Source organism: Curtobacterium sp. MCLR17_044, from assembly GCF_003234435.1.
Lineage (GTDB): Bacteria > Actinomycetota > Actinomycetes > Actinomycetales > Microbacteriaceae > Curtobacterium > Curtobacterium flaccumfaciens.
Genome location: NZ_QKTC01000020.1, coordinates 54,095 through 76,745 on the forward strand (window position 1 = coordinate 54,095; position 22,651 = coordinate 76,745).

At 70.6% G+C, this 22,651-nt stretch carries 28 protein-coding genes and 1 tRNA gene; 18 read left to right on the forward strand and 11 right to left on the reverse strand.

Going from position 1 to position 22,651, the window contains the following annotated elements; all coding sequences use genetic code 11:
- Positions 1 to 13: 13 nt before the first annotated feature.
- From DEJ04_RS14620 to DEJ04_RS14655, 8 genes are all read left to right on the forward strand, one after another.
- On the forward strand, positions 14 to 706 hold the full coding sequence (locus DEJ04_RS14620) for a TetR/AcrR family transcriptional regulator (RefSeq protein ID WP_111047564.1): 693 nt from the start codon (positions 14 to 16) through the stop codon (positions 704 to 706).
- Between the two features lie 30 nt (positions 707 to 736).
- Positions 737 to 1,330 (forward strand): biotin transporter BioY, encoded by a 594-nt coding sequence (locus DEJ04_RS14625; RefSeq protein ID WP_111047565.1) that lies wholly within the window; start codon positions 737 to 739, stop codon positions 1,328 to 1,330.
- An 85-nt stretch (positions 1,331 to 1,415) separates the two neighbouring features.
- Entirely contained in the window at positions 1,416 to 1,976 is a 561-nt protein-coding gene (locus tag DEJ04_RS14630; protein ID WP_146248730.1) for a hypothetical protein, read from the forward strand.
- The gene (locus tag DEJ04_RS14635; protein ID WP_111047567.1) at positions 1,973 to 2,503 is read left to right on the forward strand and encodes a DUF6611 family protein; all 531 of its coding nucleotides are present in this window, start codon (positions 1,973 to 1,975) and stop codon (positions 2,501 to 2,503) included. The genes DEJ04_RS14630 and DEJ04_RS14635 overlap by 4 nt, the downstream gene beginning before the upstream one ends.
- Before the next feature lie 49 nt (positions 2,504 to 2,552).
- Positions 2,553 to 2,894 carry a hypothetical protein gene (locus tag DEJ04_RS14640; protein ID WP_071404752.1) on the forward strand — a complete coding sequence of 114 codons (342 nt, stop codon included), beginning with the start codon at positions 2,553 to 2,555 and terminating at the stop codon, positions 2,892 to 2,894.
- A 104-nt stretch (positions 2,895 to 2,998) separates the two neighbouring features.
- Positions 2,999 to 3,592, forward strand: coding sequence for a TetR/AcrR family transcriptional regulator (locus tag DEJ04_RS14645; protein WP_111047568.1), 594 nt, complete (start codon positions 2,999 to 3,001; stop codon positions 3,590 to 3,592).
- 26 nt (positions 3,593 to 3,618) lie between these two features.
- Positions 3,619 to 4,332 carry an NADPH-dependent F420 reductase gene (locus tag DEJ04_RS14650; RefSeq protein WP_111047569.1) on the forward strand — a complete coding sequence of 238 codons (714 nt, stop codon included), beginning with the start codon at positions 3,619 to 3,621 and terminating at the stop codon, positions 4,330 to 4,332.
- A gap of 144 nt (positions 4,333 to 4,476) precedes the next feature.
- Positions 4,477 to 5,001, forward strand: a complete 525-nt coding sequence (locus DEJ04_RS14655) for a hypothetical protein (protein ID WP_146248731.1) — start codon at positions 4,477 to 4,479, stop codon at positions 4,999 to 5,001.
- On the opposite strand, the gene DEJ04_RS14660 is transcribed toward DEJ04_RS14655, so the two are convergent.
- Entirely contained in the window at positions 4,961 to 5,236 is a 276-nt protein-coding gene (locus DEJ04_RS14660; RefSeq protein ID WP_375334736.1) for an EamA family transporter, read from the reverse strand. The two genes, DEJ04_RS14655 and DEJ04_RS14660, sit on opposite strands and share 41 nt — an antisense overlap.
- A gap of 46 nt (positions 5,237 to 5,282) precedes the next feature.
- Entirely contained in the window at positions 5,283 to 6,980 is a 1,698-nt protein-coding gene (locus tag DEJ04_RS14665) for a phosphatase PAP2 family protein (protein ID WP_111047571.1), read from the reverse strand.
- Positions 6,981 to 7,201: 221 nt separating this feature from the next.
- On the opposite strand from DEJ04_RS14665, the gene DEJ04_RS14670 reads away from it, so the two are divergent.
- The gene (locus tag DEJ04_RS14670; protein WP_111047572.1) at positions 7,202 to 7,504 is read left to right on the forward strand and encodes a hypothetical protein; all 303 of its coding nucleotides are present in this window, start codon (positions 7,202 to 7,204) and stop codon (positions 7,502 to 7,504) included.
- Between the two features lie 40 nt (positions 7,505 to 7,544).
- Here DEJ04_RS14670 and DEJ04_RS14675 read toward each other — a convergent pair whose 3' ends face one another.
- The 4 genes from DEJ04_RS14675 to DEJ04_RS14685 all read right to left on the reverse strand — a co-directional run bounded on the left by DEJ04_RS14675 (position 7,545) and on the right by DEJ04_RS14685 (position 9,539).
- Complete coding sequence (locus DEJ04_RS14675) at positions 7,545 to 8,057, reverse strand: ATP-binding protein (RefSeq protein WP_111047573.1); 513 nt, start codon at positions 8,055 to 8,057, stop codon at positions 7,545 to 7,547.
- A gap of 160 nt (positions 8,058 to 8,217) precedes the next feature.
- Complete coding sequence (locus DEJ04_RS18530; RefSeq protein ID WP_159557109.1) at positions 8,218 to 8,394, reverse strand: hypothetical protein; 177 nt, start codon at positions 8,392 to 8,394, stop codon at positions 8,218 to 8,220.
- Positions 8,391 to 9,011, reverse strand: a complete 621-nt coding sequence (locus DEJ04_RS14680; protein WP_146248732.1) for a hypothetical protein — start codon at positions 9,009 to 9,011, stop codon at positions 8,391 to 8,393. Before DEJ04_RS14680 ends, DEJ04_RS18530 begins: the two co-directional genes overlap by 4 nt.
- Positions 9,012 to 9,449: 438 nt before the next feature.
- Positions 9,450 to 9,539, reverse strand: a tRNA-Ser gene (locus DEJ04_RS14685).
- Positions 9,540 to 9,682: 143 nt separating this feature from the next.
- On the opposite strand from DEJ04_RS14685, the gene DEJ04_RS14690 reads away from it, so the two are divergent.
- Positions 9,683 to 10,672 (forward strand): SGNH/GDSL hydrolase family protein, encoded by a 990-nt coding sequence (locus DEJ04_RS14690; RefSeq protein ID WP_111047575.1) that lies wholly within the window; start codon positions 9,683 to 9,685, stop codon positions 10,670 to 10,672.
- Positions 10,673 to 10,682: 10 nt separating this feature from the next.
- Positions 10,683 to 12,044 carry a DNA repair protein RadA gene (gene radA, locus DEJ04_RS14695; protein ID WP_027467076.1) on the forward strand — a complete coding sequence of 454 codons (1,362 nt, stop codon included), beginning with the start codon at positions 10,683 to 10,685 and terminating at the stop codon, positions 12,042 to 12,044.
- A gap of 4 nt (positions 12,045 to 12,048) precedes the next feature.
- Here the strand turns inward: radA and DEJ04_RS14700 are convergent, their stop codons facing one another.
- Entirely contained in the window at positions 12,049 to 12,432 is a 384-nt protein-coding gene (locus DEJ04_RS14700; RefSeq protein ID WP_017887661.1) for an SseB family protein, read from the reverse strand.
- 280 nt (positions 12,433 to 12,712) lie between these two features.
- Here DEJ04_RS14700 and DEJ04_RS14705 point away from each other — a divergent pair, with 280 nt between their 5' ends.
- On the forward strand, positions 12,713 to 12,922 hold the full coding sequence (locus DEJ04_RS14705; protein WP_017887662.1) for a cold-shock protein: 210 nt from the start codon (positions 12,713 to 12,715) through the stop codon (positions 12,920 to 12,922).
- A gap of 125 nt (positions 12,923 to 13,047) precedes the next feature.
- Here the strand turns inward: DEJ04_RS14705 and DEJ04_RS14710 are convergent, their stop codons facing one another.
- Both DEJ04_RS14710 and DEJ04_RS14715 read right to left on the reverse strand, forming a co-directional pair.
- Entirely contained in the window at positions 13,048 to 13,746 is a 699-nt protein-coding gene (locus DEJ04_RS14710; protein WP_111047576.1) for a hypothetical protein, read from the reverse strand.
- 64 nt (positions 13,747 to 13,810) lie between these two features.
- Positions 13,811 to 14,353 (reverse strand): amino-acid N-acetyltransferase, encoded by a 543-nt coding sequence (locus DEJ04_RS14715; RefSeq protein WP_071245253.1) that lies wholly within the window; start codon positions 14,351 to 14,353, stop codon positions 13,811 to 13,813.
- A gap of 106 nt (positions 14,354 to 14,459) precedes the next feature.
- On the opposite strand from DEJ04_RS14715, the gene DEJ04_RS14720 reads away from it, so the two are divergent.
- The 5 genes from DEJ04_RS14720 to DEJ04_RS14740 all read left to right on the forward strand — a co-directional run bounded on the left by DEJ04_RS14720 (position 14,460) and on the right by DEJ04_RS14740 (position 17,965).
- Entirely contained in the window at positions 14,460 to 14,912 is a 453-nt protein-coding gene (locus DEJ04_RS14720) for an SRPBCC family protein (RefSeq protein ID WP_071245255.1), read from the forward strand.
- Between the two features lie 192 nt (positions 14,913 to 15,104).
- A complete protein-coding gene (locus tag DEJ04_RS14725; protein ID WP_035809351.1) occupies positions 15,105 to 15,548 on the forward strand; it encodes a hypothetical protein in 444 nt (147 codons plus the stop codon).
- Positions 15,545 to 16,000 (forward strand): hypothetical protein, encoded by a 456-nt coding sequence (locus DEJ04_RS14730; protein ID WP_111024020.1) that lies wholly within the window; start codon positions 15,545 to 15,547, stop codon positions 15,998 to 16,000. The genes DEJ04_RS14725 and DEJ04_RS14730 overlap by 4 nt, the downstream gene beginning before the upstream one ends.
- 4 nt (positions 16,001 to 16,004) lie before the next feature.
- On the forward strand, positions 16,005 to 16,955 hold the full coding sequence (locus tag DEJ04_RS14735) for a hypothetical protein (protein ID WP_111047577.1): 951 nt from the start codon (positions 16,005 to 16,007) through the stop codon (positions 16,953 to 16,955).
- Positions 16,952 to 17,965: a hypothetical protein gene (locus DEJ04_RS14740; protein WP_111047578.1), complete on the forward strand. Its 1,014-nt coding sequence runs from the start codon at positions 16,952 to 16,954 to the stop codon at positions 17,963 to 17,965. The genes DEJ04_RS14735 and DEJ04_RS14740 overlap by 4 nt, the downstream gene beginning before the upstream one ends.
- A gap of 297 nt (positions 17,966 to 18,262) precedes the next feature.
- Here DEJ04_RS14740 and DEJ04_RS14745 read toward each other — a convergent pair whose 3' ends face one another.
- Positions 18,263 to 20,782, reverse strand: coding sequence for an ATP-dependent Clp protease ATP-binding subunit (locus DEJ04_RS14745; RefSeq protein WP_027467068.1), 2,520 nt, complete (start codon positions 20,780 to 20,782; stop codon positions 18,263 to 18,265).
- Between the two features lie 223 nt (positions 20,783 to 21,005).
- Positions 21,006 to 21,482, reverse strand: coding sequence for a Clp protease N-terminal domain-containing protein (locus DEJ04_RS14750; protein ID WP_181437843.1), 477 nt, complete (start codon positions 21,480 to 21,482; stop codon positions 21,006 to 21,008).
- A gap of 70 nt (positions 21,483 to 21,552) precedes the next feature.
- On the opposite strand from DEJ04_RS14750, the gene DEJ04_RS14755 reads away from it, so the two are divergent.
- Positions 21,553 to 22,485 carry an NAD(+)/NADH kinase gene (locus tag DEJ04_RS14755; RefSeq protein ID WP_071404515.1) on the forward strand — a complete coding sequence of 311 codons (933 nt, stop codon included), beginning with the start codon at positions 21,553 to 21,555 and terminating at the stop codon, positions 22,483 to 22,485.
- The last annotated feature ends 166 nt before the right edge of the window (positions 22,486 to 22,651 follow it).

Genomic DNA, 22,651 nt, shown 5'->3' on the forward strand with positions numbered 1-22,651 from the left:
TCAGGATGGGGGCATGACCCCCGACGACCGGCCCGTGCGCCCCGGCCGACCGCGGGTCGTGCCGAACGCCGACTCCGCGCTGAGCCCGCGCGACCAGATCCTCGACGCCGCCGCCGCGCTGTTCGTCGAGAACGGCATCAGCGCGACCTCGACCCGGGCGATCGCCGAACGGGTCGGCATCCGGCAGGCCTCGCTGTACTACCACTTCGCCGGCAAGGACGACATGCTCGTCGAGCTGCTCACGACCTCGGTGCGCCCGAGCCTCGAGCTGGTCCGCGGCCTCGAGCAGCTCGTGCCGGAGTCGGCCTCGGCAGCCGGTGCCCTCGCCGCGCTGGTCGTCGCCGACGTGGACACCCTCGCCCGCACGCCGCACAACATCGGCACGCTGTACCTGCTGCCCGAGGTGCAGGGCGAGCGCTACGACGGGTTCCGGGCCGAGCGCGTCGAACTGCAGGAGGCCTACGGGCGCCTCGGCTCGCGCGCTGCCACCCCGGACGTCGCCGCCGGCGTCTCGCCGTCGCGTCTCGGTGCGGTGCTCATCCAGATCACCGAGACCGTCATCCAGCTCCGCCGGTCCGGCCCCGTGCAGGACGCCGATCGCGACGCCCTCGTCGCGACCTGCCTGCGCGCCTGCGGCCTCGACACCGCCGCCGTGGCCGAGGCCCGGCGCGACGCCGAGTCCCTGCTGGCCGCCGTCGCGGTCTGACCCTCCCTCTCCCCTCTGCAAGGAGTCACCATGACCACGATCACCCCCGCCGCACACCGTCCGCTCGCCGACGCACTGCTCCCCCGCACCGCCGTCGTCAGCACCGCCCTGGTCCTCGGCGGCGCGCTGCTGACCGCCGGTGCCGCGCAGGTGTCCGTGCCGATCTGGCCCGTCCCGATCACCGGGCAGACCCTGGCCGTGCTGCTCGTCGGCAGTGCCCTCGGTGCCCGTCGCGGTGCCCTGTCGATGCTCGTCTACGCAGTGCTCGGCGTCGTCGGGCTGCCGGTCTTCGCGGACGGTTCGGCCGGGGTCGGCGTGCTCGTCGGCCCCTCCGGCGGGTACATCGTCGGCTTCGTCGCCGCCGCGGCCCTGGTCGGCTGGGTCGCCGAGCGCTTCGGCGACCGCCCGCTGCGGAACGCGCTGCTGTCCTTCGCCCTCGGCACCGTCGTCACCTTCGTCGCCGGGATGGCCTGGCTCGCGGTGGCACTCGGCCTCGACCTGCAGCAGACCCTGCAGTACGGGCTCTACCCGTTCGTCCTCGGTGGCGTGGTGAAGACCCTGATCGGCGCCGGCGTGATCTCGCTCGGGTGGACCGCAGCCCTGCGCTCGGCCACCCGCCGGTGAGCGCTCCGTCAGGACTCCGCCCCCGGCCGTAGGGGTTCCGTCAGGAGGCCTTCCGCGCCGTTCGATCGCGCGAGAGCGTGTGGTCGTGACACTGACTGCGATCATGCCGACGCTCCGCGCGTCGCTCCCCGATCCGATGGACCCGTTCCTCTGGCCGGCCCACACCGTCGCGACCACCGACGACCTGCTGGTCTCGGCGATCTCGATGGTCCGGCTCGCCGACCTCACCGGCACCCCGACGGTGCACACCGCCGAGCAGTCCCCGCCCCGGTACCGCCCGCGCGGCTGGGCACCCCGCGACGTGAGCGTCGCCGTCGCGTCGGTCACCCGCGTGCGGCGACCGCGCACCGGGGTGGTGCTCCTGGAACTGGACGCGGTCCTGCCGAACTGCGCCGTGCTCGACCAGGTGCGCCTGATCGGACGCCGGAGCACCGCTCCCCTCTCCCCGATGTACGTCGTCACCCGCTGTGACGGTCAGGCCGACGGTCCGTTCCACCGCCTCCCGGCTCCGTTGCCCGCCGACGTCCGCGAAGGCGACCTGGTCTGCTTCCCGTGCCTGGCGACCGTCCGGCACCGCGACGTCGTCGAGCCGGTCCGGGCGGAACTCGCGCCGGTGCGCACCGAACTCGCGCCGGCTGATCGATGACCGTCGCGCTGCCGGTCCGCACCCGGCTGCTCGACGGCACCCACCTGTGGGGCCGGTACACGATCCGACCCGTCGGGCGGACGCTGTGGAGCTCGCGGACCCTCGTCGTGTTCCCGCCCGGCACGACCACCGGCGAGCGCCTGCTGCTGCGTGCCTGGCACGTCTGGCCGGCCGTCGGGGCGGTCGTCGCCCTCGCCGCCCTGGTGCTCGCCGTCTCGGTCCCCGCCGTCGGCACGACGACCGCGCTGCTCCTCTACGGCGGCGGCTTCGCGGTCCTCGCCCGCGCCACCCGCTCGCTGCGACCGCGCGTGCGGTCCGTCACCGTGACGACGTTCCTGGGCGACGGCCGCCGCGAGGTCCACGGCGACGAACGCCTGCTCACCGGCTCCCTGGACGCGCTGTCGATCCTGGAGCAGGCGCTCCGGGCCGACCGCATCCGCCCCGTCGACTTCGAGCTGATCTGGGCCGACGTGTGGAACGCTCTGGAGTCCCCGGACCCGGACCACCGCGTGCAGCGGTCATCCTGAAGCCGGTTCCCGCGCCGCGCGTTTGTATGGGTCCGGGAAGGAGTACGCGATGAAGCACATCCACTACGACGCCACCACGATCCTGGTCGGTGACGACGTCGCCGACGCCGTGATCGAGTACGCCGCGGCCCTCGCAGGCGGGGACCGAGCGGACACCGTCGACGTGCCCGCCGTCGCCGACGACGGGACGATGACCACCACGAAGATCCTCATCGGACCCTCGAGCGAGATCGTCATCGAGGACGCGGAAGAGGACGAACTCGAGATGGACAACGGGGAGTTCGTCGGGCGGCTGCGCGCCGCCGCGAAGACCTTCGGGCACAGCGAGCCGATCCACGCGAACACGCGGTCGGACCTGGCGGACGCGGCGGAGGCTGCCGAGGAGTCCTGACGCCCGGGCGTCGCGCTTCCGCGACGAAACGGAGAGGGTCTCCTGTACTGTGGTGATTCCGGAGAGCCTCTCCGGTACTCGACGCCGCAGCCTGGAGGCCCGCCATGCCCGAGCAGACCGCTCCCGCCGGGCGCGCCCCGCGCGCTGACGCGCTGCGGAACCGGGACCACATCCTGCGGGTCGCGGAGCGGGCGTTCACCGAGCACGGCGTGACCGGCTCGCTCGACGCGATCGCCAAGCGGGCCGGTGTCGGCGCCGGCACCCTGTACCGGCACTTCCCCACGCGCGAGGCCCTGCTCGCCGAACTCCTCGCCGCGCGCGACGAGCACCTGGTGGCCCGTCGCGAGGCACTGCGCGACGACTCCGTGGACACCGGCGATGCCCTGCACGGCTGGCTCGACGCGGTCACCGAGTGGGCCGGAACGTTCGACGGACTGCCCGAACCGCTCCGTGCCGCCGCGTCGTCCGACTCGTCGCCGCTCGCCCTGACGTGCCAGGGGTTCATCACCACCACGGACGAGTTCCTCCGCGCCGCCCAGCGTTCCGGTCGTGCGCGTGCCGACGTCCGCGCGCGGGACCTGTTCCTCGCCGCCCTGGCGACCAGCTGGGTCCGGGGTGCCGCGATGGCCGACGACTCGTCGTCCGCCGCACTCTCCGCCCTGTCGCGGCGCGGCTGGGAAGCCCCGATCCTCCCTTGACGTCCACCTCCCTGAAAGGGCACCACATGAACCGCATCGGCATCATCGGCAGCGGCGCCATCGGCACCGCGATCGCACGCCTGGCCGTCGCCGCCGACCTCGACGTCCTGATCGCGAACTCGCGCGGCCCCGAGTCGCTGCAGGACCTCGTCGCCGAGCTCGGCCCGCGCGCCCAGGCCGGCACCGTGCGCCAGGCCGTCGAGTTCGGCGACGTGCCCGTCCTCGCGATCCCGCTCACCGCCTACCCGGCACTCGCCCCCGACCTCGACGCCTTCGCCGGGCGGACCGTGCTGTCGACGGGCAACTACTACCCCGGTCGCGACGGCCGGATCGAGCAGCTCGACAGCCTCGCGACGACCACGGCGGAGTACGAGCAGACGCTCCTGCCCGGCACGCGGATCGTCAAGGCGTTCAACAACATCGTCGCGCACCACATCCCGAACCTCGCCGGCTCCACGCCCCGCACCGCACTGCCGATCGCGGGCAACGACGAGCAGGCCAAGGCCGTGGTCGGCGAGCTCGTGCAGCTGCTCGGGTTCGACACCGTGGACGCCGGCACCCTGGCCGACTCGTGGCGCTTCGAGCCGGAGTCCGGGGCGTACACGGGGATCTACGCGGCGAGTGCCGAGGGATTCGCGGCGGACTACCTGGCGGATCGGGGAGCACCGTTGCCGGCCGAGCGGCTGCGGGACATACTGGCGGTGTCGCACCGGGCGGATGTGGCGAACCGGCAGTTCTGACGATCGCAACTCTTTGGGGGACCCTTGCGACGACGAGACCATCAGCTCCTCACTGCAGCAGCGGGCGTGGTCTGCATCGCAGTGGTCACCGGGGTGTCCGCATGTGCCACGCCTGGGGCTGCCTCCGGGCCGGAGCCCGATGCGTTGAGCGCAGTGCGAGCGGAGACCATCCTCGACGCGAACGCCGATCAGGCATGGCAGCTGGTCGCGTCACGCCATCCGGGGCTCGAGCGGCCGGTGGTCGACCGCGTCCGGACCGTCTCGCACGCCGACTGGGCCCCGACGCAGGAACGGTGCATGACCGCGGCGGGGTTCCCGCAGGCGAAGGCGATGCCCGATGCGAGCCTCACCTCCGGGCAGGTCCCGGACGCACGGTCCGAGGCGTTCGCGGTCGCTGAGTACACGTGCGGGGTCGAGTACCCCATGGCCGCGAAGTACCAGACTGCCTTCAACGAGTCCCAGCTGGAGTGGCTCTACCGCTACTCCACGGGCGAGCTCACGAAGTGCCTGCAGGACCACGGCATCGCGGTGGGGCGCGGCCCGAGCGAGCAGGAGTTCGTCGACAGCGACGGGGCGTGGTCGCCGTACCGGTCGGTCGATCTGCCGCAGTCCCAGTACTACGAGCTCGTCACCGCCTGCCCGGAGATCCCGGACTCGATCTACGGCTGAGCGGCTCGGAGGAACGCCCCCGAGACCCCGCTTGTCCGAGCTGCCCACCCAGGGAACCGAGGAGCGCGACGACGAAGCCGACGATCTGCAGCGGCGACAGCGCCTGGCCGAGGACAACCCACCCGAGCACCGCAGCGGTCAACGGACTGAGGACGCCCAACAACGCGATCCGGGCCGACGGCAGCGCCCGTGCGCCTCGGAACCAGAGGCTGTAGGCCAGGGCACCACCGACCAGCGTGAGCCAGGCGTACGCACTCGGAGACGACCTGACGCGCTCCGCTTCAGGCGGCGCCGTGGCCCCGGCCGTGGCCGGGCTTCGTCGCGTTGGCGTTGACGAGGTGCAGTTCGTTGCCGTGGCGCTCCACCACGGGCTTGTACCCGGCGGGCAGGCCGGCGACGCGGACCCGGCTGAAACTCGAGCCCTTCGCGATCCGGTCCGCCGTGATCAGGACCAGGTCGTTCGCCACGGCCGTGCCCTTGGCGACGCGCACCCGCAGCGTTCCACCGAACGACGCCGTGCCCTCGACGCGCAGGGCAGGACGGGGTCCGGAGACACTCAGCGACAGTGCGGCGTGCGAGCGCTGCGTCAGTTTGCCGCCGATGCGGATCACCCTCGTGCTGGCCTCGGCGAGCGTGCCGGAGACAGTGGTCACCGACCCCTTGCCCAGGGCAGCAGCGGAGTCCGCGATCAGCGTCCCACCGCGGACGACGGTGCCGCCGGTGTAGCGGTTCGAGCCGGCGAGGGCGAGGGTGCCGGTCCCCCGCTTGGTCAGTGACCCGTTCCCGCCGATGTCGTTGCGCCAGGTGTCGGCGGCGTCGAGTCCCTTCTCGGCGGCGTCCATCGAGACCGTCACCGCGCTGTCGAAGGCTCCGTAGCCGGACGCTGCCGAGAAGAGGTCGAGTCGCCCCCACCCTTCCGCGTCGTCCAGCAGGGGGTAGCCCGACGGCAGCGCGGTCGTCCGGAGCACCTCTCGGATCTGGGCGTCGCTGAGGTACGGCAGGCGGGTCCGCAGGAGCGCCTCGGCACCCTTCGGCACCGTGGCGGAGATCGTCTTCGTGCCGGTCCGCGTGAACCCGTACGTCAGACGCCCGCGGTAGTCCTTCTTGTCCGCTGCGTAATCCGCGTCCCGATCGACGGCGCTGGGGCCGGCAGCGGCGAGCACCTTCTCCGCCTGCTGGTGCGCCTGCTGCTCGAGCTGCGTGTTGGCCGGGTCGTTCAGGACGGCCGCCGCCAGCGCAGTCGCCAGGACTCGTCCCCCCATGACGTCGAGCGGTGAGTGCATCCCCGCGACGATCCGACTGTTGCCGATCTCCGAGCCGTTGGCGAGGAGCTCGGTGTACTTCTCCGGGTACGCGTACGCGAACGCCAGGGAGGCCAGGTAGCCGGCGTTGGTGTGTCCGCTGGGGAACCCGCCGTCGGTGGCGGGCGTCGGCGACTTCTCGGGGACGAGCTGCGGCAGCACCTTGACGTCCTGGCTCTGCCGGTACGGCCGCGCGTACTGGTAGTACTTCTTCGCGTTGCTGGCCGAGGAGTAGTCGCCCCGCAGCGTGTTCACCAGCTGGACGACCTCGCCGAGTTCCGAATCGGTGTCCGCCCACGAGCCCTTCGCGTTGCCCTGGTCGACGTACTGCTTCGTCGTGGCGTCCGCCGGGATCTCGTCGGGGATCGTGGTGCCGGCGTTCGTCGCGGTCCGCACCGCGTCGGACAGGTCACCGAAACCCGCGATGGCCGAGTAGCTCTGGTTCCGTCGGTCGATCAGGTACGCCTCGTGCCCCTGCGCATCCGTGCGGGTCTGCGTGGTCCGCGCTGCCTGCGCGATGTTCGAGTCCAGGATCCGCTGCGCTGCAGCACTGGTGGCGACCCCGTTGTCCCACGACGATCCCGGGCGCCACAGGGTGCCGAACTGCGACAGCACCCCGGTCGCGGCGTTCGTCTCCGGCGTCGTGGCGGCAGGGGTGTTCGTCTTGTAGGTGTCCACGAAGTACCCGTAGTCCCCTGGACGCGGCGCGGTTCGCGATGTCGCCGCGGACGCTCCCGCCGGAGCGATCAAGGACACGGCGCACGCCACCGCCAGGACCCCCAGCACCGTGCGGGCCCGACGTCTCGGAACAGCGATCAGGAACCGGCGCATGGCGTTCTCTCCACTCGGGGCGTGGTCACACGATTCGGTGACACAGAGCAGAAGCGTGGCGCAGGCCCGTGAACCGGAAGTGGCAGGTGCGTGAACCGCTGCCGTACTCGCTGCTGTTGCTCACCACGGACGCCTCCGGGTACGGCGACGATGGGTTCGCACTCGTGACCCCTCGACGCGTTGTACTCATGACGCTGGGGCTGCTGGTCATCATCATCGGCTTCGTGTCGATGGCCCACTCGGCCGGCAGGTTCGACCGTCTGGCGGCGGTTCTCGTCATCTTCGTCGGGTTTGCTCTGCTCCTGTTCACAACGGCGCGACCGGGTCAGGCGGCGCTCGCGCGCTCCTGGAGCAGGTACGAGAGGAAGTAGCCGCGCACCCGTCACTCCTGCCGGACCGTTGAACTGTCCGTTACCGGACGTGGAGCTCGAGGTAGTCAAGGGCCTGGCGCACCGTCTCTTCAAGCGGGCGGGTGCTGTCGATGACGAGTCGATCGTCCGTACGGGGCTCGTACTCGTCGGCGACGCGCTGTACCTCGTCCCACGTCGGCAAGGTGAACCCAGGCAGGTCATTCGCACGCTGCTCCACCCGGCGACGGTGCTCGTTGACGTCCGCACACACGACCTCGATCACGCGCAGCGAAACCCCAGCGGCTTCCGCTGTCGACGCCCATCCAGCGCGAGCGGGTTCCACACCACTCACCGCGTCGGCGATGACCACCTGTCCTCGCCGCAGATTCGGCACCGCGATGGCATGCATGACCGAGTAGGCGGCGATCCCGGACTGCTCGGGCGGAATCTGGTACTTCCACATCGCGCCCTCGATCGCATCAACGCGAAGCGTCAGTGAAGGTGTCAGCTCCGCGATCGCAGCAGACAGCGTCGACTTCCCTGCACCGGGAAGACCACAGACCTGAACCAGCATCGACAACTCCTTCGTTGGACGTGGCTCACTGTCTATCGGTCGTGGATGCGCAGCACCAGCAAGGTGGATACCTTCGTCGGCTTCCGATGACGTGTCCGAATGCCGCGCCGTGAAGCCCTCGGACGGGCGAGCTCTGCACCGTCGCAGCGGCTGACGCACGTCACGACGCGCGGGGCACGTTCGCGCGCACGTCGTCGGCCTGCGCCTCGTCGAGTACCCAGAATCCGGTGTGCTCCGGGTAACGCTCCCGCAGGTAGGCCCGCACGGCCCGCCCCGGACGAGACTCGTTCGTGTAGCCGAGCTCGGCTGCCAGCTCTCGCGGTGTGTACGTCGTCATCGGTTGCTCTCCCTCTCAGCCGCGCCCGCGCAGCCGCCGAAGCCAGCCGGAGCGCGTAGTGGTCTCGCTACTCGCCTGGGGTGGTGACTCCCCGCCGCCGGCACGGGCCGAGTCATGGGCGCCGGCGCGCCGATCGTGATGGTCAGCTCGCGCTCCGCAGGGTCCGGGATCGGCGTCATCGGCCAGTCCGACGGCTCGTAGTTGTCCGGAACGACGTACCCGCCGCAGTCGACGACCTCGCCGGCGGCGTTCACCGTGACGTGCTGCACGTACAGCGTCCCGTCGTCGAAGTCGTAGGGGCTGGGCCCGTCCGGTGCGTACGCCGTCTGCTCGCGAAGCCCCTTCGACCAGGAGAGCAGGCCGACGGCGCCTTCGTCCGACGACGCCCACCAGTGGGTCCCTCGCCACTCGACGTGGAGCTCGTCGCCGACGCGGACTGATCCGATGTGCTCGGTGACCGTCGAGTGGTACAGGCGCGACAGCATCGGCGTTCCTCGGCCGGCGTACACACCTGCCATGAGCCCCGCGACACCGAAGCGACGATCGCCGTTCTTGTGCCTCGAGCCGAGCTGCTGATGACCATCCGCGGCCGCCGGCGGTTCTGCCGTCTGCGCCATCACCCCTCCTCGTGCTCGCTGCTCAGGCTACGAGCCGATCAGGCCGAGAGCCACTGCGATGATCAGCCCGCCACCGACGAGCACCGCCGTGGCGCTCCCGATGATCACGGCGAGTCGTTGGTCCCTGTGCATCCCCATGCGTCGAGCCTAGGAGCCGCGGGCACTCGACCGACCACCGCCGGAGCGATCGACGTCGTCGATATCCGCAGACAGACGCAGCATCAGGTCACTTCAAAGGGTGGGACTCAAACCAACGCATAGTGCCACCTATCGCAAGTTCCGGAGCCCACGACCGCAACGGAGTCGGGTGTCACCTTCGTCGAGGAAGACGACGGCCACCGAGTAACGGCCCGGAAGTTGCGGTTGCTCACACCTTCCCGGGACAGAGCGAAAGAGCCCCAGATCCCCGTTGTGACGGGGATCTGGGGCTCTTCGCGTTGGCGGTACCGGTGGGATTTGAACCCACGGTGGAGTTGCCCCCACACATGTTTTCGAGACATGATCCTTCGGCCGCTCGGACACGGTACCGGGAAAAAGTTTACACGATCCGGGAGGCCCGTGATGACACCCCGGGCCGGGTCGCCCTCCACAGGGGGTCACCTGCAGGGCTCTCCCCACACCCACAGGTCCTCCTCGTCTCCGGCAAGACCGGCGGGCGTACCGTCCACGGCATGAGATCCCGCACGCTCATCGCACTCCTCACCTCCGTCGTCGGCAGCCTCGGCGTCGTCGGTGCCGCAGCCGTCGGTGCCCGCGCCGGCGTGAAGGGCCAACGGGCAGCGGCGCAACGGGTCGTCGACATGCTCCCGATCCACGCCGACTGGTGGCGCGAACGACAGCAGCACGAGGGGCAGCTGCTCTACGTGGCGATCGGTGACTCGGCAGCGCAGGGCGTCGGTGCGACGGCACCCGGCCGTGGCTACGTGGGGCTGCTCGCACGGCGCATCCGGCACCGTTCCCACATGTCGGTGCGGGTGGTGAACCTCAGCGTCTCCGGCTCGACCACGTGGGGCGCAAAACGTGACCAGCTGCCGAAGCTCCGGCACTACGCGCCCGACGTCTGCACGGTGTCGATCGGGGCGAACGACATCGCCGACTTCGACCCGGACAAGTTCGAGCGGAACATCCGGGCGATCTACGGCGCGGTCCCCTCGCACGCCGTGGTGGCCGAGCTGCCGTGCATGTTCGTACCGGACCGGGAGCGCAAGGTGGCGGTGGCGAACGAGATCGTGCACCGGGTGGCCGACGAGTTCGGGCTGACCGTGGCGCCGCTGCACACCATCACGAAGCGCGTCGGGGTCCGCCGCACCTTCTTCAACAGCTACGGCGACCTGTTCCACCCGAACGACCGCGGCTACGAGGTCTGGGCGAGCGCCTTCGAGCCGGCGGTCGACGCGCGGGTCGACACGGTGGCGGCGATCCGGCACTACCTGTCCGTGCGCGAGGCCGAGAACCTCGGTCGCGAAGCCGGGGCGGTCGCGAACGCCCGCGCCGAGCAGGACACCGACGGCGCCGAGGCACTCGACCACGCCTCGCGCCAGGGCCCGGGGCCGGTCGAGCGACTTCGCCACCGGATGACCGGGTCGATCGCGCTGCCCGATGACCGAGACCAGCCAGACGAGCCGGGCGGCCACGCCGGTGATGTCGGCCGTACGGCCTAGCCTCGACGACATGGCGCGCCCGCAGTCCCTCTACCGTTGCACCGAGTGCGGCTGGACCAGCATCAAGTGGGTCGGCCGGTGCGGTGAGTGCCAGACCTGGGGCACCGTCGAGGACAGCTCTGCGGCGTCGGCGAGCACCCGCGGCACGTCGGCGGTCGCCGTCACCGGTGCCCGGGCCGCGCGACCGATCACCGAAGCCCGCGGCACCTCCGTGCAGCGCTGGCAGACCGGCATCGGCGAGTTCGACCGCGTCCTCGGCGGCGGCGTGGTGCCGGGTGCCGCGGTCCTGCTGAGCGGCGAGCCCGGCGTCGGCAAGTCGACCCTGCTGCTCGAGGTCGCCTCCCGAGCCGCAGCCTCGGGCAAGCGCGTCCTCTACGTCAGCGCCGAAGAGTCCGTCGACCAGGTCCGGCTCCGTGCCGAACGCACCGGGGCGATGCACGACGACCTGTACCTGGCGAGCGAGGTCGACCTCGGCGTGATCATCGGCCAGATCGACCAGGTCCAGCCCGACCTGCTCATCGCCGACTCCGTGCAGACCATCTCGTCGAGCTCGATCGACGGCATCGCGGGTGGCACGTCCCAGGTGCGCGAGGTCGCCTCGACCCTGATCCGCATCGCGAAGGACCGCGCCCTGCCCGTCCTCATCGTCGGCCACGTCACGAAGGACGGCACGATCGCCGGCCCGCGGCTCCTGGAGCACCTGGTCGACGTCGTCTGCCACTTCGAGGGCGACCGGCAGACGGCACTGCGCTTCGTCCGGGCGCTCAAGAACCGCTTCGGCCCCACCGACGAGGTCGGGTGCTTCGACATGGGCGGCGACGGCATCCACGAGGTCCCCGACCCGAGCGGCCTCTTCATGTCGAAGAACGCCACGCCGGTGTCCGGCACCTGCGTCACCGTCGCACTCGAGGGGCGTCGCGCGCTGCCGGTCGAGGTGCAGGCCCTCATCGTCCCGAGCTCGGCGCCACAGCCACGCCGGGTCGTGAACGGTGTCGATGCCTCGCGCGTGGCGATGCTGCTCGCGGTGCTCGAACGCCGCGCCGGCCTCAAGCTGTCCGACGCCGACGTCTACGTGTCCACGGTGGGCGGCATGAAGCTCACGGAGCCCGGCGCCGACCTGGCGATCGCACTGGCCCTCGCGAGCGCCGCACGAGACCGTCCGTACCCGCACACGCTCGCGGCCGTCGGCGAGATCAGCCTCGCCGGCGAGATCCGTCCGGCCACGGGCACGAAGCAGCGCGTGAACGAGGCCACCCGCCTCGGGTTCACGACCGTGCTCGGCTCGGACTCCGGGCACCTGCGCGAAGCCCTGCGTGTGGCGTTCTCGATGACGCAGTCCCCGCGCGAACGCGAGCTCGACCGCGCGTTCTGAGCGGCTACGCGCGCAAAGCGGCCAGCAGGTCCGCCGGCGCGGCCTGCATGGTGTGCGGGCCGGCGATGTCGAAGAACACGCCCTCGAGCATGTCGAGGTGGGCAGCCAGGAACTCCTCGAGCCGCGGCCCGTCGTAGACCATGACCTGCCGGATCTTCTCGTCCGGCACCATCGCCGTGTAGGCGTCCGCCGACGAGAACAGCAGCAGGATGCGCTTGTCCGACCCCTCACGGCCGAACACCCGCACCTGCATGTCCTTCTTGCCGGTGACGAGTCGGGGGACGATCACGATGTCGTGGCGGAGCGCGAACGCCACCGCAGCGACGTCCTGCTTCGCGAGGGCTTCCTCGAGTTGTTCGCTCCGGAAGCGCTGTTCCTTGTCTGCCATCAGCTCAATTCCACCAGATTTTCGTCGTTCCGTGACGCACGGGTAGCCAGTCGGCCCAGAGCACGCTAGCCTGATGGAACCGCTTCGGCGGCGCTCAACGTCCGGGCGAGGTGGTTTGCCCCTCAACCCGGGCCCCAGGGTCACTGGCCGACAGGCCTGGCCCCGAACCCGTCCCGCCGGCACCTGCCCGCGTGGCGCATCACCCCCGTCGACGTACGTCGGGGTCTCCGTCGGTGCATCTGCACCTTGGCGGAAGCAAGAAAGCTAAGGAAACGCCATCATGGCATCTACCGGTACCGTCAAGTGGTTCAACAACGAAAAGGGCTTCGGCTTCATCGCCCCGGACGACGGCAGCGCTGACGTCTTCGCGCACTTCTCTGCGATTGCTGGCAACGGCTACAAGTCGCTCGAGGAGAACCAGAAGGTGGAGTTCGACATCACCGAGGGCCGCAAGGGCCCGCAGGCGGAGAACATCACCGTCCTCGGCTGATCACATCAGCTTGAACAGGCCCCGTCGTCTTCGGACGACGGGGCCTGTTGCTGTTCCCCGGGCCTCTGCTCGGCACAGCCCAGCCGGAACGGATCGGAACCGGGAACCGGGAACACACCCGCCGCCTACTGCAGGATGAACTGCACCGAGCTCTTCGACTCGAGGTTCCCGACGGCGACCTGCAGGTGGTAGCTCGCGCCTCCCGCGGTGACCGCCGGCCGTGACGAGTCGCACGTCGACGTGGACGAGCGGGTGCGGTCCCAGGCGATCGCCGGGGTCGTGAGCGTCTGACCGGACTTGATCGTGACGTCCTGGTTCGTGCCGCCGGTCTGGCAGTCCTTCGACGACCAGTACTGCTCCTGGCCGGAGCTGATCGTCAGCACCTGCTGCGCCGATCCGAGGTCCAGGTGGCAGGAGTTCGTGCCGGAGTTCTTGATCGACATCGCGATCTTCGGGTCCTCGGTGGGGCCGTAGGCCGACTTGTCGAGCACCGGGGTCAGGACGATCTGGTCCTTCGTGCAGGTCGACCCGTCGGCAGCAGCGGGCTTCGACGCAGAAGCCGAGGCAGATGCCGACGGCTTCGGCGCAGCAGACCGCGAGGACCCGGAACCGGCCGCAGACCCGTCCGACGATGCGCCGGCAGCAGACCCGGCACCAGCAGAGGCCGACGCACTCGGCGCCGCCGAGGTGGCCCCGCTCCCCCGCCCGACGACGATGAGCACGACGACCAGGACGACGACCAGCAGCGCCCCGAGCACGAGCGCCCGGCGGCGCCAGTAGACGACCGGCTTCTCGGGCCCGACGGGGTGACGCAACGACGACATGCGCACAGGGTAGACAACGGCGCGGGCCGCACACGGCCACCCCGCCGGGCGGCACGGGAAAGCGTCAGAGGTTCTTCAGCATGCGGGTGTTGCCGAGGGTGTTCGGCTTGACCCGGGCGAGGTCGAGGAACTCCGCGACCCCTTCGTCCGACGAGCGGACCAGTTCGGCGTAGACGTCCGGTGAGACGACGCTCTCGCCGATCTCCAGGTACCCGTGCTTCGCGAAGAAGTCGACCTCGAAGGTCAGGCAGAAGATCCGAGCGACGCCGAGTTCACGGGCATCGTGCTCGAGCGCTTCGAGCATCCGGTGCCCGACGCGCTTGTGGATCCACTGCTCGTCGAGGGCGAGCGTGCGCACCTCGGCGATGTCGTCCCAGAACACGGCGAGTGCGCCGCACCCGATCGGGGTGCCGTCGGGCCCTTCGGCGATCCGGAACTGCTGGATCGAGCCGTACAGGGCGACGTTCTCCTTGCCGAGCAGGATGCGCCGGTCGACGTAGGGGGCGATGAGCCGCTGGATGTGCGGGACGTCCGAGGCGAGCGCCGGACGCACGAGGATCCCGTGGTCGTCGCGCTCGTGGAACGCGTGCTTGCCGTGCTCTGTCATCCGCCCCACACTACTGCGCAGCGACGGACGGACCCGCATCCGCCGAAGCCGCAGGGGGACAGCGCTGCTGAGTGCCGCCCAGGTCGATCGGCCTACCGTCCGGTGCATGCCTCAGATCATCGAAACCGTCGACGTCAACGTCCCCGTCCGCCAGGCCTACGACCAGTGGACCCGTTTCGAGGAGTTCCCGCACTTCCTCGACGAGGTCGAGAAGATCGTCCAGGTGGACGACAAGACCACCGACTGGACCGTGAAGATCGCCGGCCAGGAGCGCGAGTTCCGGGCCCTCATCACGGAGCAGCACCCCGACGAGCGTGTCGCCTGGACCGTGAAGGACGGCGAGACCGACCACGCCGGTGTCGTCACCTTCCACAAGCTCTCCGACGCCGAGACGCGTGTCACCGTGCAGATCGACTGGGAGCCCTCCGGCATCCTCGAGAAGCTCGGCTCGGTCGTGGGCGTCGGCGGCCACGCCGTCAAGAAGGACCTGCAGAACTACAAGGAGCGCGTCGAGAACGCACCGACCCAGCCGGGCTGGCGCGGCGACGTGCAGGCGTAGTCCGCACCACACGACGGACGGGAGGCGCGGTGCCAGCTGGCACCGCGCCTCCCGTTCGTTCGTCCCCCGTTCGGCATCCCCCCATCGAAATGCCGACCTGACGAGCGAGCGCGAGCCTGGCAGAGTGGTGACACCGGCCGACGCGCTGGATCAGTTTTATCATGTCTGAGACAGATGTGAGAGTGGGGACACGTGATCGAGTACAACGACGACGACGCACACCGTCGGGAACTGTCGCGCAAACTGCAGCTCCTGATGGACGTCGTCGAGGCCAACTCGGGCCAGCGACCCCCGTACAAGGAGATCGCCGCCGAGATCGAGGCGCAGGGTGCGTCGATGAGTCGACCGCGCTGGGGCTACATGCTCGGCGGCAACGGTCCGGCCGTCCGAGACCAGCGACTCCTGGCCGCCCTGGCGACCTACTTCGGTGTCCCGGCGGAGTACCTGACCGACGCGGCCGGCAACACGGACGTGCCGGAGCGGGTGCAGGCGCAGCTGGAGCTCGTGCTCGAACTCCGCAAGCGCGAGGTCGTCGCGTTCGCCACCCGGCGTCTGGGCGAGTTCGCCTCGGCGGACGAGATCCGCGACTTCACCGACCACCTGCGTCGCCTGGACGAATCGGGCGGCACCCCGTGAGCGGGTACCGCGACCGCTTCGACGCCCTGCGTCGGCAGACCGAGGCCCGTCGCCGTGTGCAGCGCCTCGGGCTCCCCCGTCGGTTGTCCCTGCCGGAGCTGACCGCCCGTGCCGAGGCGGCGCTCGGCAAGCCGATCCACGTGCGCACCACGGAGCTGCCGGGCGACCTGTCCGCGCGGCTCATCCAGCGCACCGACCACGCCCTGCTCGAGACCCGTCCCGGGCTGTCCGAGCGCTCGCGGGTGGCGTGCGTGCTGCACGAGCTCGCCCACGTGTTCATGGACGACACCGGCTGCGACCACCAGGCGTACACGGGGCTGCTCAGCGGCCGGACGGCGTTCACCCGCTCGCTGGACACTCCGCACGAACAGGCCGTCGAGCTCGTCGCCGACCAGCTCGCGCTGCGGATCGGGCTGCTCGACCCCGAGGGCCAGCCCGGGATCTTCCGGTGACGCGGTGACGCTGCACGTCTGGGGGTCGATCCCGGTCTGGCTGATCCTGGCGGTCCTGGTCGCCCGGCTGCTCCTGGTGCGCACCCAGTCGGCCAGCGTCACCTGGCTGATGGTCTGCTGCAGCTGCGTCGCCGTCGGACTCACGATCAACCAGCCCGACGTCACGACGTTCCTCGCCGGTGTGACGCACGTGCCGAACATCGCCGACCTGATCGGCCGCTGCCTGATGGTGTGCGGCATGTTCGCCCTCGCGCAGTCGGTCGAGGCCGCCGCACGCTCCGCCAAGCTCCTGCGCGCCAGCCGCATCATCGGCTGCGTGCTCGTGCTCGTCGCCCTGGTCGTGCTGTTCAGCTTGATCGACGCACCGACGCCCACGGCGCAGTTCATGGTGGCCTACGGCGACCAGCTGCCGACCGCGCTCTACTCGGCGGTGGAGATGACCTACATCGCCATCGTGATCGCCCGGTCGGCCGTCGCCGTGCTGCGTGGGTTCCGGAGCGGCGACGGGCTCGGCCGCCTGTACTGGCTCTTCGTCGTCGGTGCCGCCGGCCTCGTGCTGCTCGCCGGCATCGCGATCGCCCTCGACGCCGTGCACGTCGCCGGCGCGGACGGCGCGGTCGGGGTCCTGTCGAAGCTCTACACCCCGGTGTTCCTCGGCTCGATGGTCCTGCTCGCCGTCGGCGCGGCCGGCGGCGTCCTGCCCGACGCCGCGCGGGAGTTCCGCGACTGGCGGGCCGCCCGACGCCGGTTCCGCGTGCTCGAACCGGAACTCCGGCGGCTCGAGACGGCATCGGGCAACACCGGGCTCTACTTCACGATCGTGTGGCAGCGTCGCCAGTGGCGGAGTCGGCAGCACCGACTGTCCGTCGAGATCGAAGACCGCGCGCGCGAGGCCGGGCAGGACGTCCCGGCCGCTGCGACGCTCACCACGGCACGACTCAGGGAGATCACATGACCGGCGCACGCATCACGGCACTCGGTACCGCGGCAGGAGCGGTCGGCACGCTCGGACTCGGTGCCTTCGTCGCACGGCGGCTGCTGTTCCCGACGCCGTACACGGCGACCGCCACGGTCCGCAGCGCCACGGACACCGAGGTCGAGCTGACCGCCACCCGCGACACCCGCCTGCCGGGCACCTACGACCTGCAGCGCGACGACACCCGGGTGCAGGTCGGCGCGATCACCACCGCGAGCACGGAGACCGGGGCCGGCAGCGACGGCGACACCGTCCGCCGCAGCGTCACCGTCCCCGTGGCGACCGGTGCGTGGGGCTGGGACGCCCTGCGGTACGACGGACCGGACGACGTGCCCGGTACCGAGCCCGAGGCCGCCACGACCCACGTGGTCCACGTGCACGGCCAGTCCCTCGGCCCGCGCCAGGTCCTGCGCGGTGTCGGGGTCTGGCGTTCGCTCGGCGCCTCGTCCGAGGTCGTCGACACCACCGCCCTGCCGCTCCGCTCCCTCGACGCCGGGGCAGCGGACCGCATCGTCGCCGCCGTCCGCGCCGCCCGGGCCCGTGGTGCTCAGCGCGTCGTGCTGCAGGGCTGGTCCGCCGGCGCGCTCGCCTGCTCCGTCGCCGCCGCACGCGTCGACGTCGACGGACTCGTGGCCGTCTCGCCCCTGCTCGACGTCGCCTCGGCACTCCGCGGAGCCGTCCGGGGCGCGCACCTGCCCGCGTTCGTCGGCACCGTCGCCGCCCGCATCGCGACCACGAACGTGCTGTCGCGGCTCGCCGCGGCCCCGACTCCCGTCACGACGACCACCTGGCAGGACTCGTCGACACCGACGCTGCTGATCCACTCCGAGGCCGACGCCCTGGTCGCGGCCGACGACGTCGCCGCGCGGCAGGGCGCCACCACGGTCACGTTCCGCACGGCACCGCACACGCTCGAGTGGAACGAGGACCCGGAGCGCTGGGAGCGCGCCGTCCGCGACTTCGCCGCACAGCTGCCCGACGCCGCCTGACGCCACGGGCGCCCGCCCGCACGGACGACCGACACCGTCCCCGAACGTGCAACGGCCCCGGTCTGCGAACAGACCGGGGCCGGCTGCGTCTCGATCCGTTGGGGGGAACCGATCGAGCGCGACGCGCGAGGAGTTGGGGGGAACGTCTCGCGCGTTGTCATCACAGTACCCCCGGACGGGGGTCCGTGGCCGCAAGGACGCGCAGATCGGCGATGCGGGATCCGAACGCGACCCGAGAACGGACAGGAGGCCCAGTGCCAGCTGGCACCGAGCCTCCTGTCCGTGGGGTGTCAGGTCCTAGGACTCGATCTCGCCCTGGGGCGTGTCGGTCGCGGCCTCGACCGCGGCTGCACCGGCGAGGACCTCTTCGCGGCCCGGCTGACGCCCGGTCTCGAAGTGGAACGCACCGTCGACGAAGTCGACCTTCACGTGGTCGCCGGCGTTGAGCTCACCCTGCAGGATGTGCTCGGACAGCTGGTCCTCGACCTCGTGCTGCATCGCGCGACGCAGGGGCCGAGCACCGAGTGACGGGTCGAACCCGACCTTGATGAGCTGCTCCTTGGCCGGCAGCGTGAGCTCGACGGTCATGTCGCGGTCGAGCAGGCGGTCGGCCAGACGCTTCACGAACAGGTCCACGATCTGCAGCAGCTCGGGCTGCGACAGCTGCGGGAACACGATCGTGTCGTCGACACGGTTCAGGAACTCGGGCTTGAAGTGCTTCTTGAGCTCCTCGTTGACCTTGCCGCGCATGCGGTCGTAGCCGACGGCCGAGTCACCCTCGACCTGGAAGCCCACCGGGCCACCGGCGATGCCCTGCGAACCGAGGTTCGTGGTCATGATGATGACGGTGTTCTTGAAGTCGACCACGCGGCCCTGACCGTCGGTGAGACGGCCTTCCTCGAGCACCTGCAGCAGCGAGTTGAAGATGTCCGGGTGGGCCTTCTCGATCTCGTCGAACAGGACCACGGAGAACGGCTTGCGGCGCACTTTCTCGGTGAGCTGGCCGCCCTCCTCGAACCCGACGAACCCGGGAGGGGCACCGAACAGGCGGGACACGGTGTGCTTCTCACCGAACTCCGACATGTCGAGGGAGATCAGCGCACCCTCGTCGTCGAACAGGAACTCGGCGAGGGCCTTGGCGAGCTCGGTCTTCCCGACGCCCGTGGGGCCGGCGAAGATGAACGAGCCGGAGGGACGGTTCGGGTCCTTCAGGCCGGCACGGGTACGGCGGATGGTCTTGGACAGGGCCGAGATGGCCTCTTCCTGACCGATGACGCGCTCGTGCAGTGCCTTCTCCATGAAGACGAGACGCGAGGTCTCCTCTTCGGTGAGCTTGAACACCGGGATGCCCGTGGCCTGGGCCAGGACCTCGGCGATGATGCCCTCGTCGACGGTGCCGGACGCGGCGACGTCACCCGCACGCCACTGCTTCTCGAGGCGGAGACGCTCGCCGAGGAGCTTCTTCTCCTCGTCGCGCAGGCTGGCGGCCTTCTCGAAGTCCTGCTCCTCGATGGCGGCTTCCTTCGACCCGCGGACCGTCGAGATCTTCTCGTCGAACTCGCGGAGCTCCGGCGGCGCCGACAGGATCGACAGACGCAGGCGAGCGCCGGCCTCGTCGATCAGGTCGATGGCCTTGTCCGGCAGGAAGCGGTCCTGCACGTAGCGGTCCGCCAGGTTCGCCGCGGCGACGATCGCGCCGTCGGTGATGGACACCTTGTGGAACGCCTCGTACTTGTCGCGCAGGCCCTTGAGGATGTTGATCGCGTGGGGCAGCGACGGCTCGTTGACCTGCACCGGCTGGAAGCGACGCTCGAGTGCGGCGTCCTTCTCGAAGTGCTTGCGGTACTCGTCGAGCGTGGTGGCACCGATGGTCTGGAGCTCACCGCGGGCGAGGAGCGGCTTGAGGATCGAGGCAGCGTCGATCGCGCCCTCGGCTGCACCGGCACCCACGAGCGTGTGGATCTCGTCGATGAAGACGATGATGTCGCCGCGGGTGCGGATCTCCTTCGTGACCTTCTTCAGGCGCTCCTCGAAGTCACCGCGGTAGCGGGACCCGGCGATGAGCGACCCGAGGTCGAGCGAGTAGAGCTGCTTGTCCTTCAGCGTCTCGGGCACGTCGCCCTTGACGATCGCCTGGGCGAGGCCCTCGACGACGGCGGTCTTGCCGACGCCGGGCTCACCGATCAGGACGGGGTTGTTCTTGGAGCGGCGGGAGAGGATCTGCATGACCCGCTCCATCTCCTTCTCGCGCCCGATGACGGGGTCGAGCTTGCCGTCACGCGCGGCCTGGGTGAGGTTCCGACCGAACTGGTCGAGGACCTGCGAACCCTGCTGCGCGTTCTGCTGCTGCTCGCCGCCGACGGCGACCGCTTCCTTGCCCTGGTAGCCGGACAGGAGCTGGATGACCTGCTGGCGCACCCGGTTCAGGTCGGCGCCGAGCTTCACGAGGACCTGGGCTGCGACACCCTCGCCCTCGCGGATCAGGCCGAGCAGGATGTGCTCCGTGCCGATGTAGTTGTGGCCGAGCTGCAGCGCCTCGCGCAGGGACAGCTCGAGCACCTTCTTGGCGCGCGGCGTGAACGGGATGTGCCCGGTCGGCTGCTGCTGGCCCTGCCCGATGATGTCCTGGACCTGCTCGCGCACGGCGTCGAGCGAGATGCCCAGCGACTCCAGCGCCTTGGCGGCGACGCCCTCGCCCTCGTGGATGAGGCCGAGGAGGATGTGCTCGGTGCCGATGTAGTTGTGGTTGAGCATCTTCGCTTCTTCTTGAGCGAGGACGACAACACGACGGGCCCGGTCGGTGAATCTCTCGAACATGTGCTCTCCCTTGGCCCCTGATGAGCGGAGCCGACGCTGTGCCGGTCTCGTGTGAGTCCGGCCAAGTACTTCGAGAGTAACCAGCGCTCCCCCCGGGGGCTGCCCCTGTTCGCCGTGGGCGTGACCAGGGTGCGTCTTGTGCGCAGTGAGCGAACGGCAAGCGGACTGGAGGGCCGTGGCGGGATCGCCACGGGCCTCCAGTCCGCTTGTCGGTCGCGCTGGGTCAGGTGCGCCGCACCGCGCGACGCAGGTCGCGTCGGAAGCGGCGCGCGTCGACGCCCAGGGCGTCGAGGACGTCGTGCGCCGATCCTGCGAGCGGATCGTCGACCGAGTCGAGCACGGCGAGGACGACGTGCGGCGGTCGGATGCGCTCCGAACGGCCGGCGATCGTCGCGGCTCGGGCGAGCACGCGCATCGCAGCGGGCGTGCACGCGACCCGATCGTGTTCGCCCGGGCAGGTGGTGTGGGCGCCGACGAAGGCGCGGATGCCGGAGCGGACAGTGTCCGGGGTGATCCGGTGGGCGTCGAGGACGGGGCGGAAGCGGGGCATGCCGGCGCAGAGCGTGACGGCGGCCAGCAGCAGGTGTTCGGCGTCGACGAAGCCGAAGCCGGACTCGTGGGATTCGAGGTCGGCGAGCAGCACGATCTCGCGGCCGTGCCGGACGGAAGGGAGGGCGACGGAGAGCTGAGCGGTCTGCATGTATTCAGAATATCGCATGCCTCTGCGAAGGGACAGCCCGCATCGGAGGTCCGCTCGGTACGATCCGGTCATGGAGCAGCCCGTCGTCGGCCTCGTCGTCCACCCGACCAAGAACGTGCAGGAGTCCGTGACGACCCTGCAGCGCTGGAACGCGTCCGGCCAGGGCGAGCTGCTCGCCCGGCGTGCGGACGCCCAGCGCATCGGTGGCGGGGTCGACGTGGTGGACGACGACGACTTCACCGACCGCGTCGACCTGGTCGTGGCCCTCGGCGGCGACGGCACCATGCTCGGCGCGATGCGGCTCGTGGCGAAGCGCCCGGTGCCCGTCCTCGGCGTGAACTACGGCAACGTCGGGTTCCTGGTCGAGATCGAGCCGCCCGAGCTCGAGAGCGCGCTGGAGCGGTTGTCCGCCGGCGAGTACCAGCTCGAGCCGCACCACGCGCTCGAAGCCCGGTTGTCCTGGGGTGGCGCCCGCACCGACTACCTGGCGTTCAACGACCTGACCATCGTGCGACGGCCGGGCTCCGGGCAGGTGTCGGCCGACCTCAGCGTCGGGGGCCTCGGGTACGGGTACTACCGCGCCGACGCCATCGTGGCCGCCACCCCGGCCGGCTCCACCGCGTACAACTACGCCGCCGGTGGGCCGGTGCTCTCCCCCGCGCTGTCCGGCTCGGTGGTGACGCCGGTCGCGCCGATGGCCGGGATCGACCGCTCGGTGGTGCTCGCCGCGCGGGAGCGCTACCGGTTCGACATCGCCGAGGGCACCAGGAGCGCCGCGCTCGAGGTCGACGGGCTCGTGGTCGGCGAGGTGGCCACCGGGGCGCAGATCGACATGCGGCTCCGCAAGGACGCCGGCAGCGTGGTGCGGCTCGACGCCGAGCGGCACGGGCGCACCGGACGCGTGAAGCTCAGCCTGCTCGACCTGCCGGTGCGGCCCGACCAGCTGGTCGAGCTCATCCCGAGTGACCTGCGGCAGAAGCTCCGGCGCGAGATCGACGACTGACGCCGCTGGCCCCGGCTCTGGCGCTGGCCGGTCCTGGCCCTGGCTCCGGGAACGTGAATGGCCCGCTCGAGCAGTGCTCGAGCGGGCCGTCCCATCACCCCACCGGATCGTCTTCCCACAGAACGACCCGGTTTCCCCGCGCCGGCACGGGTGAACGTGCCGGCCG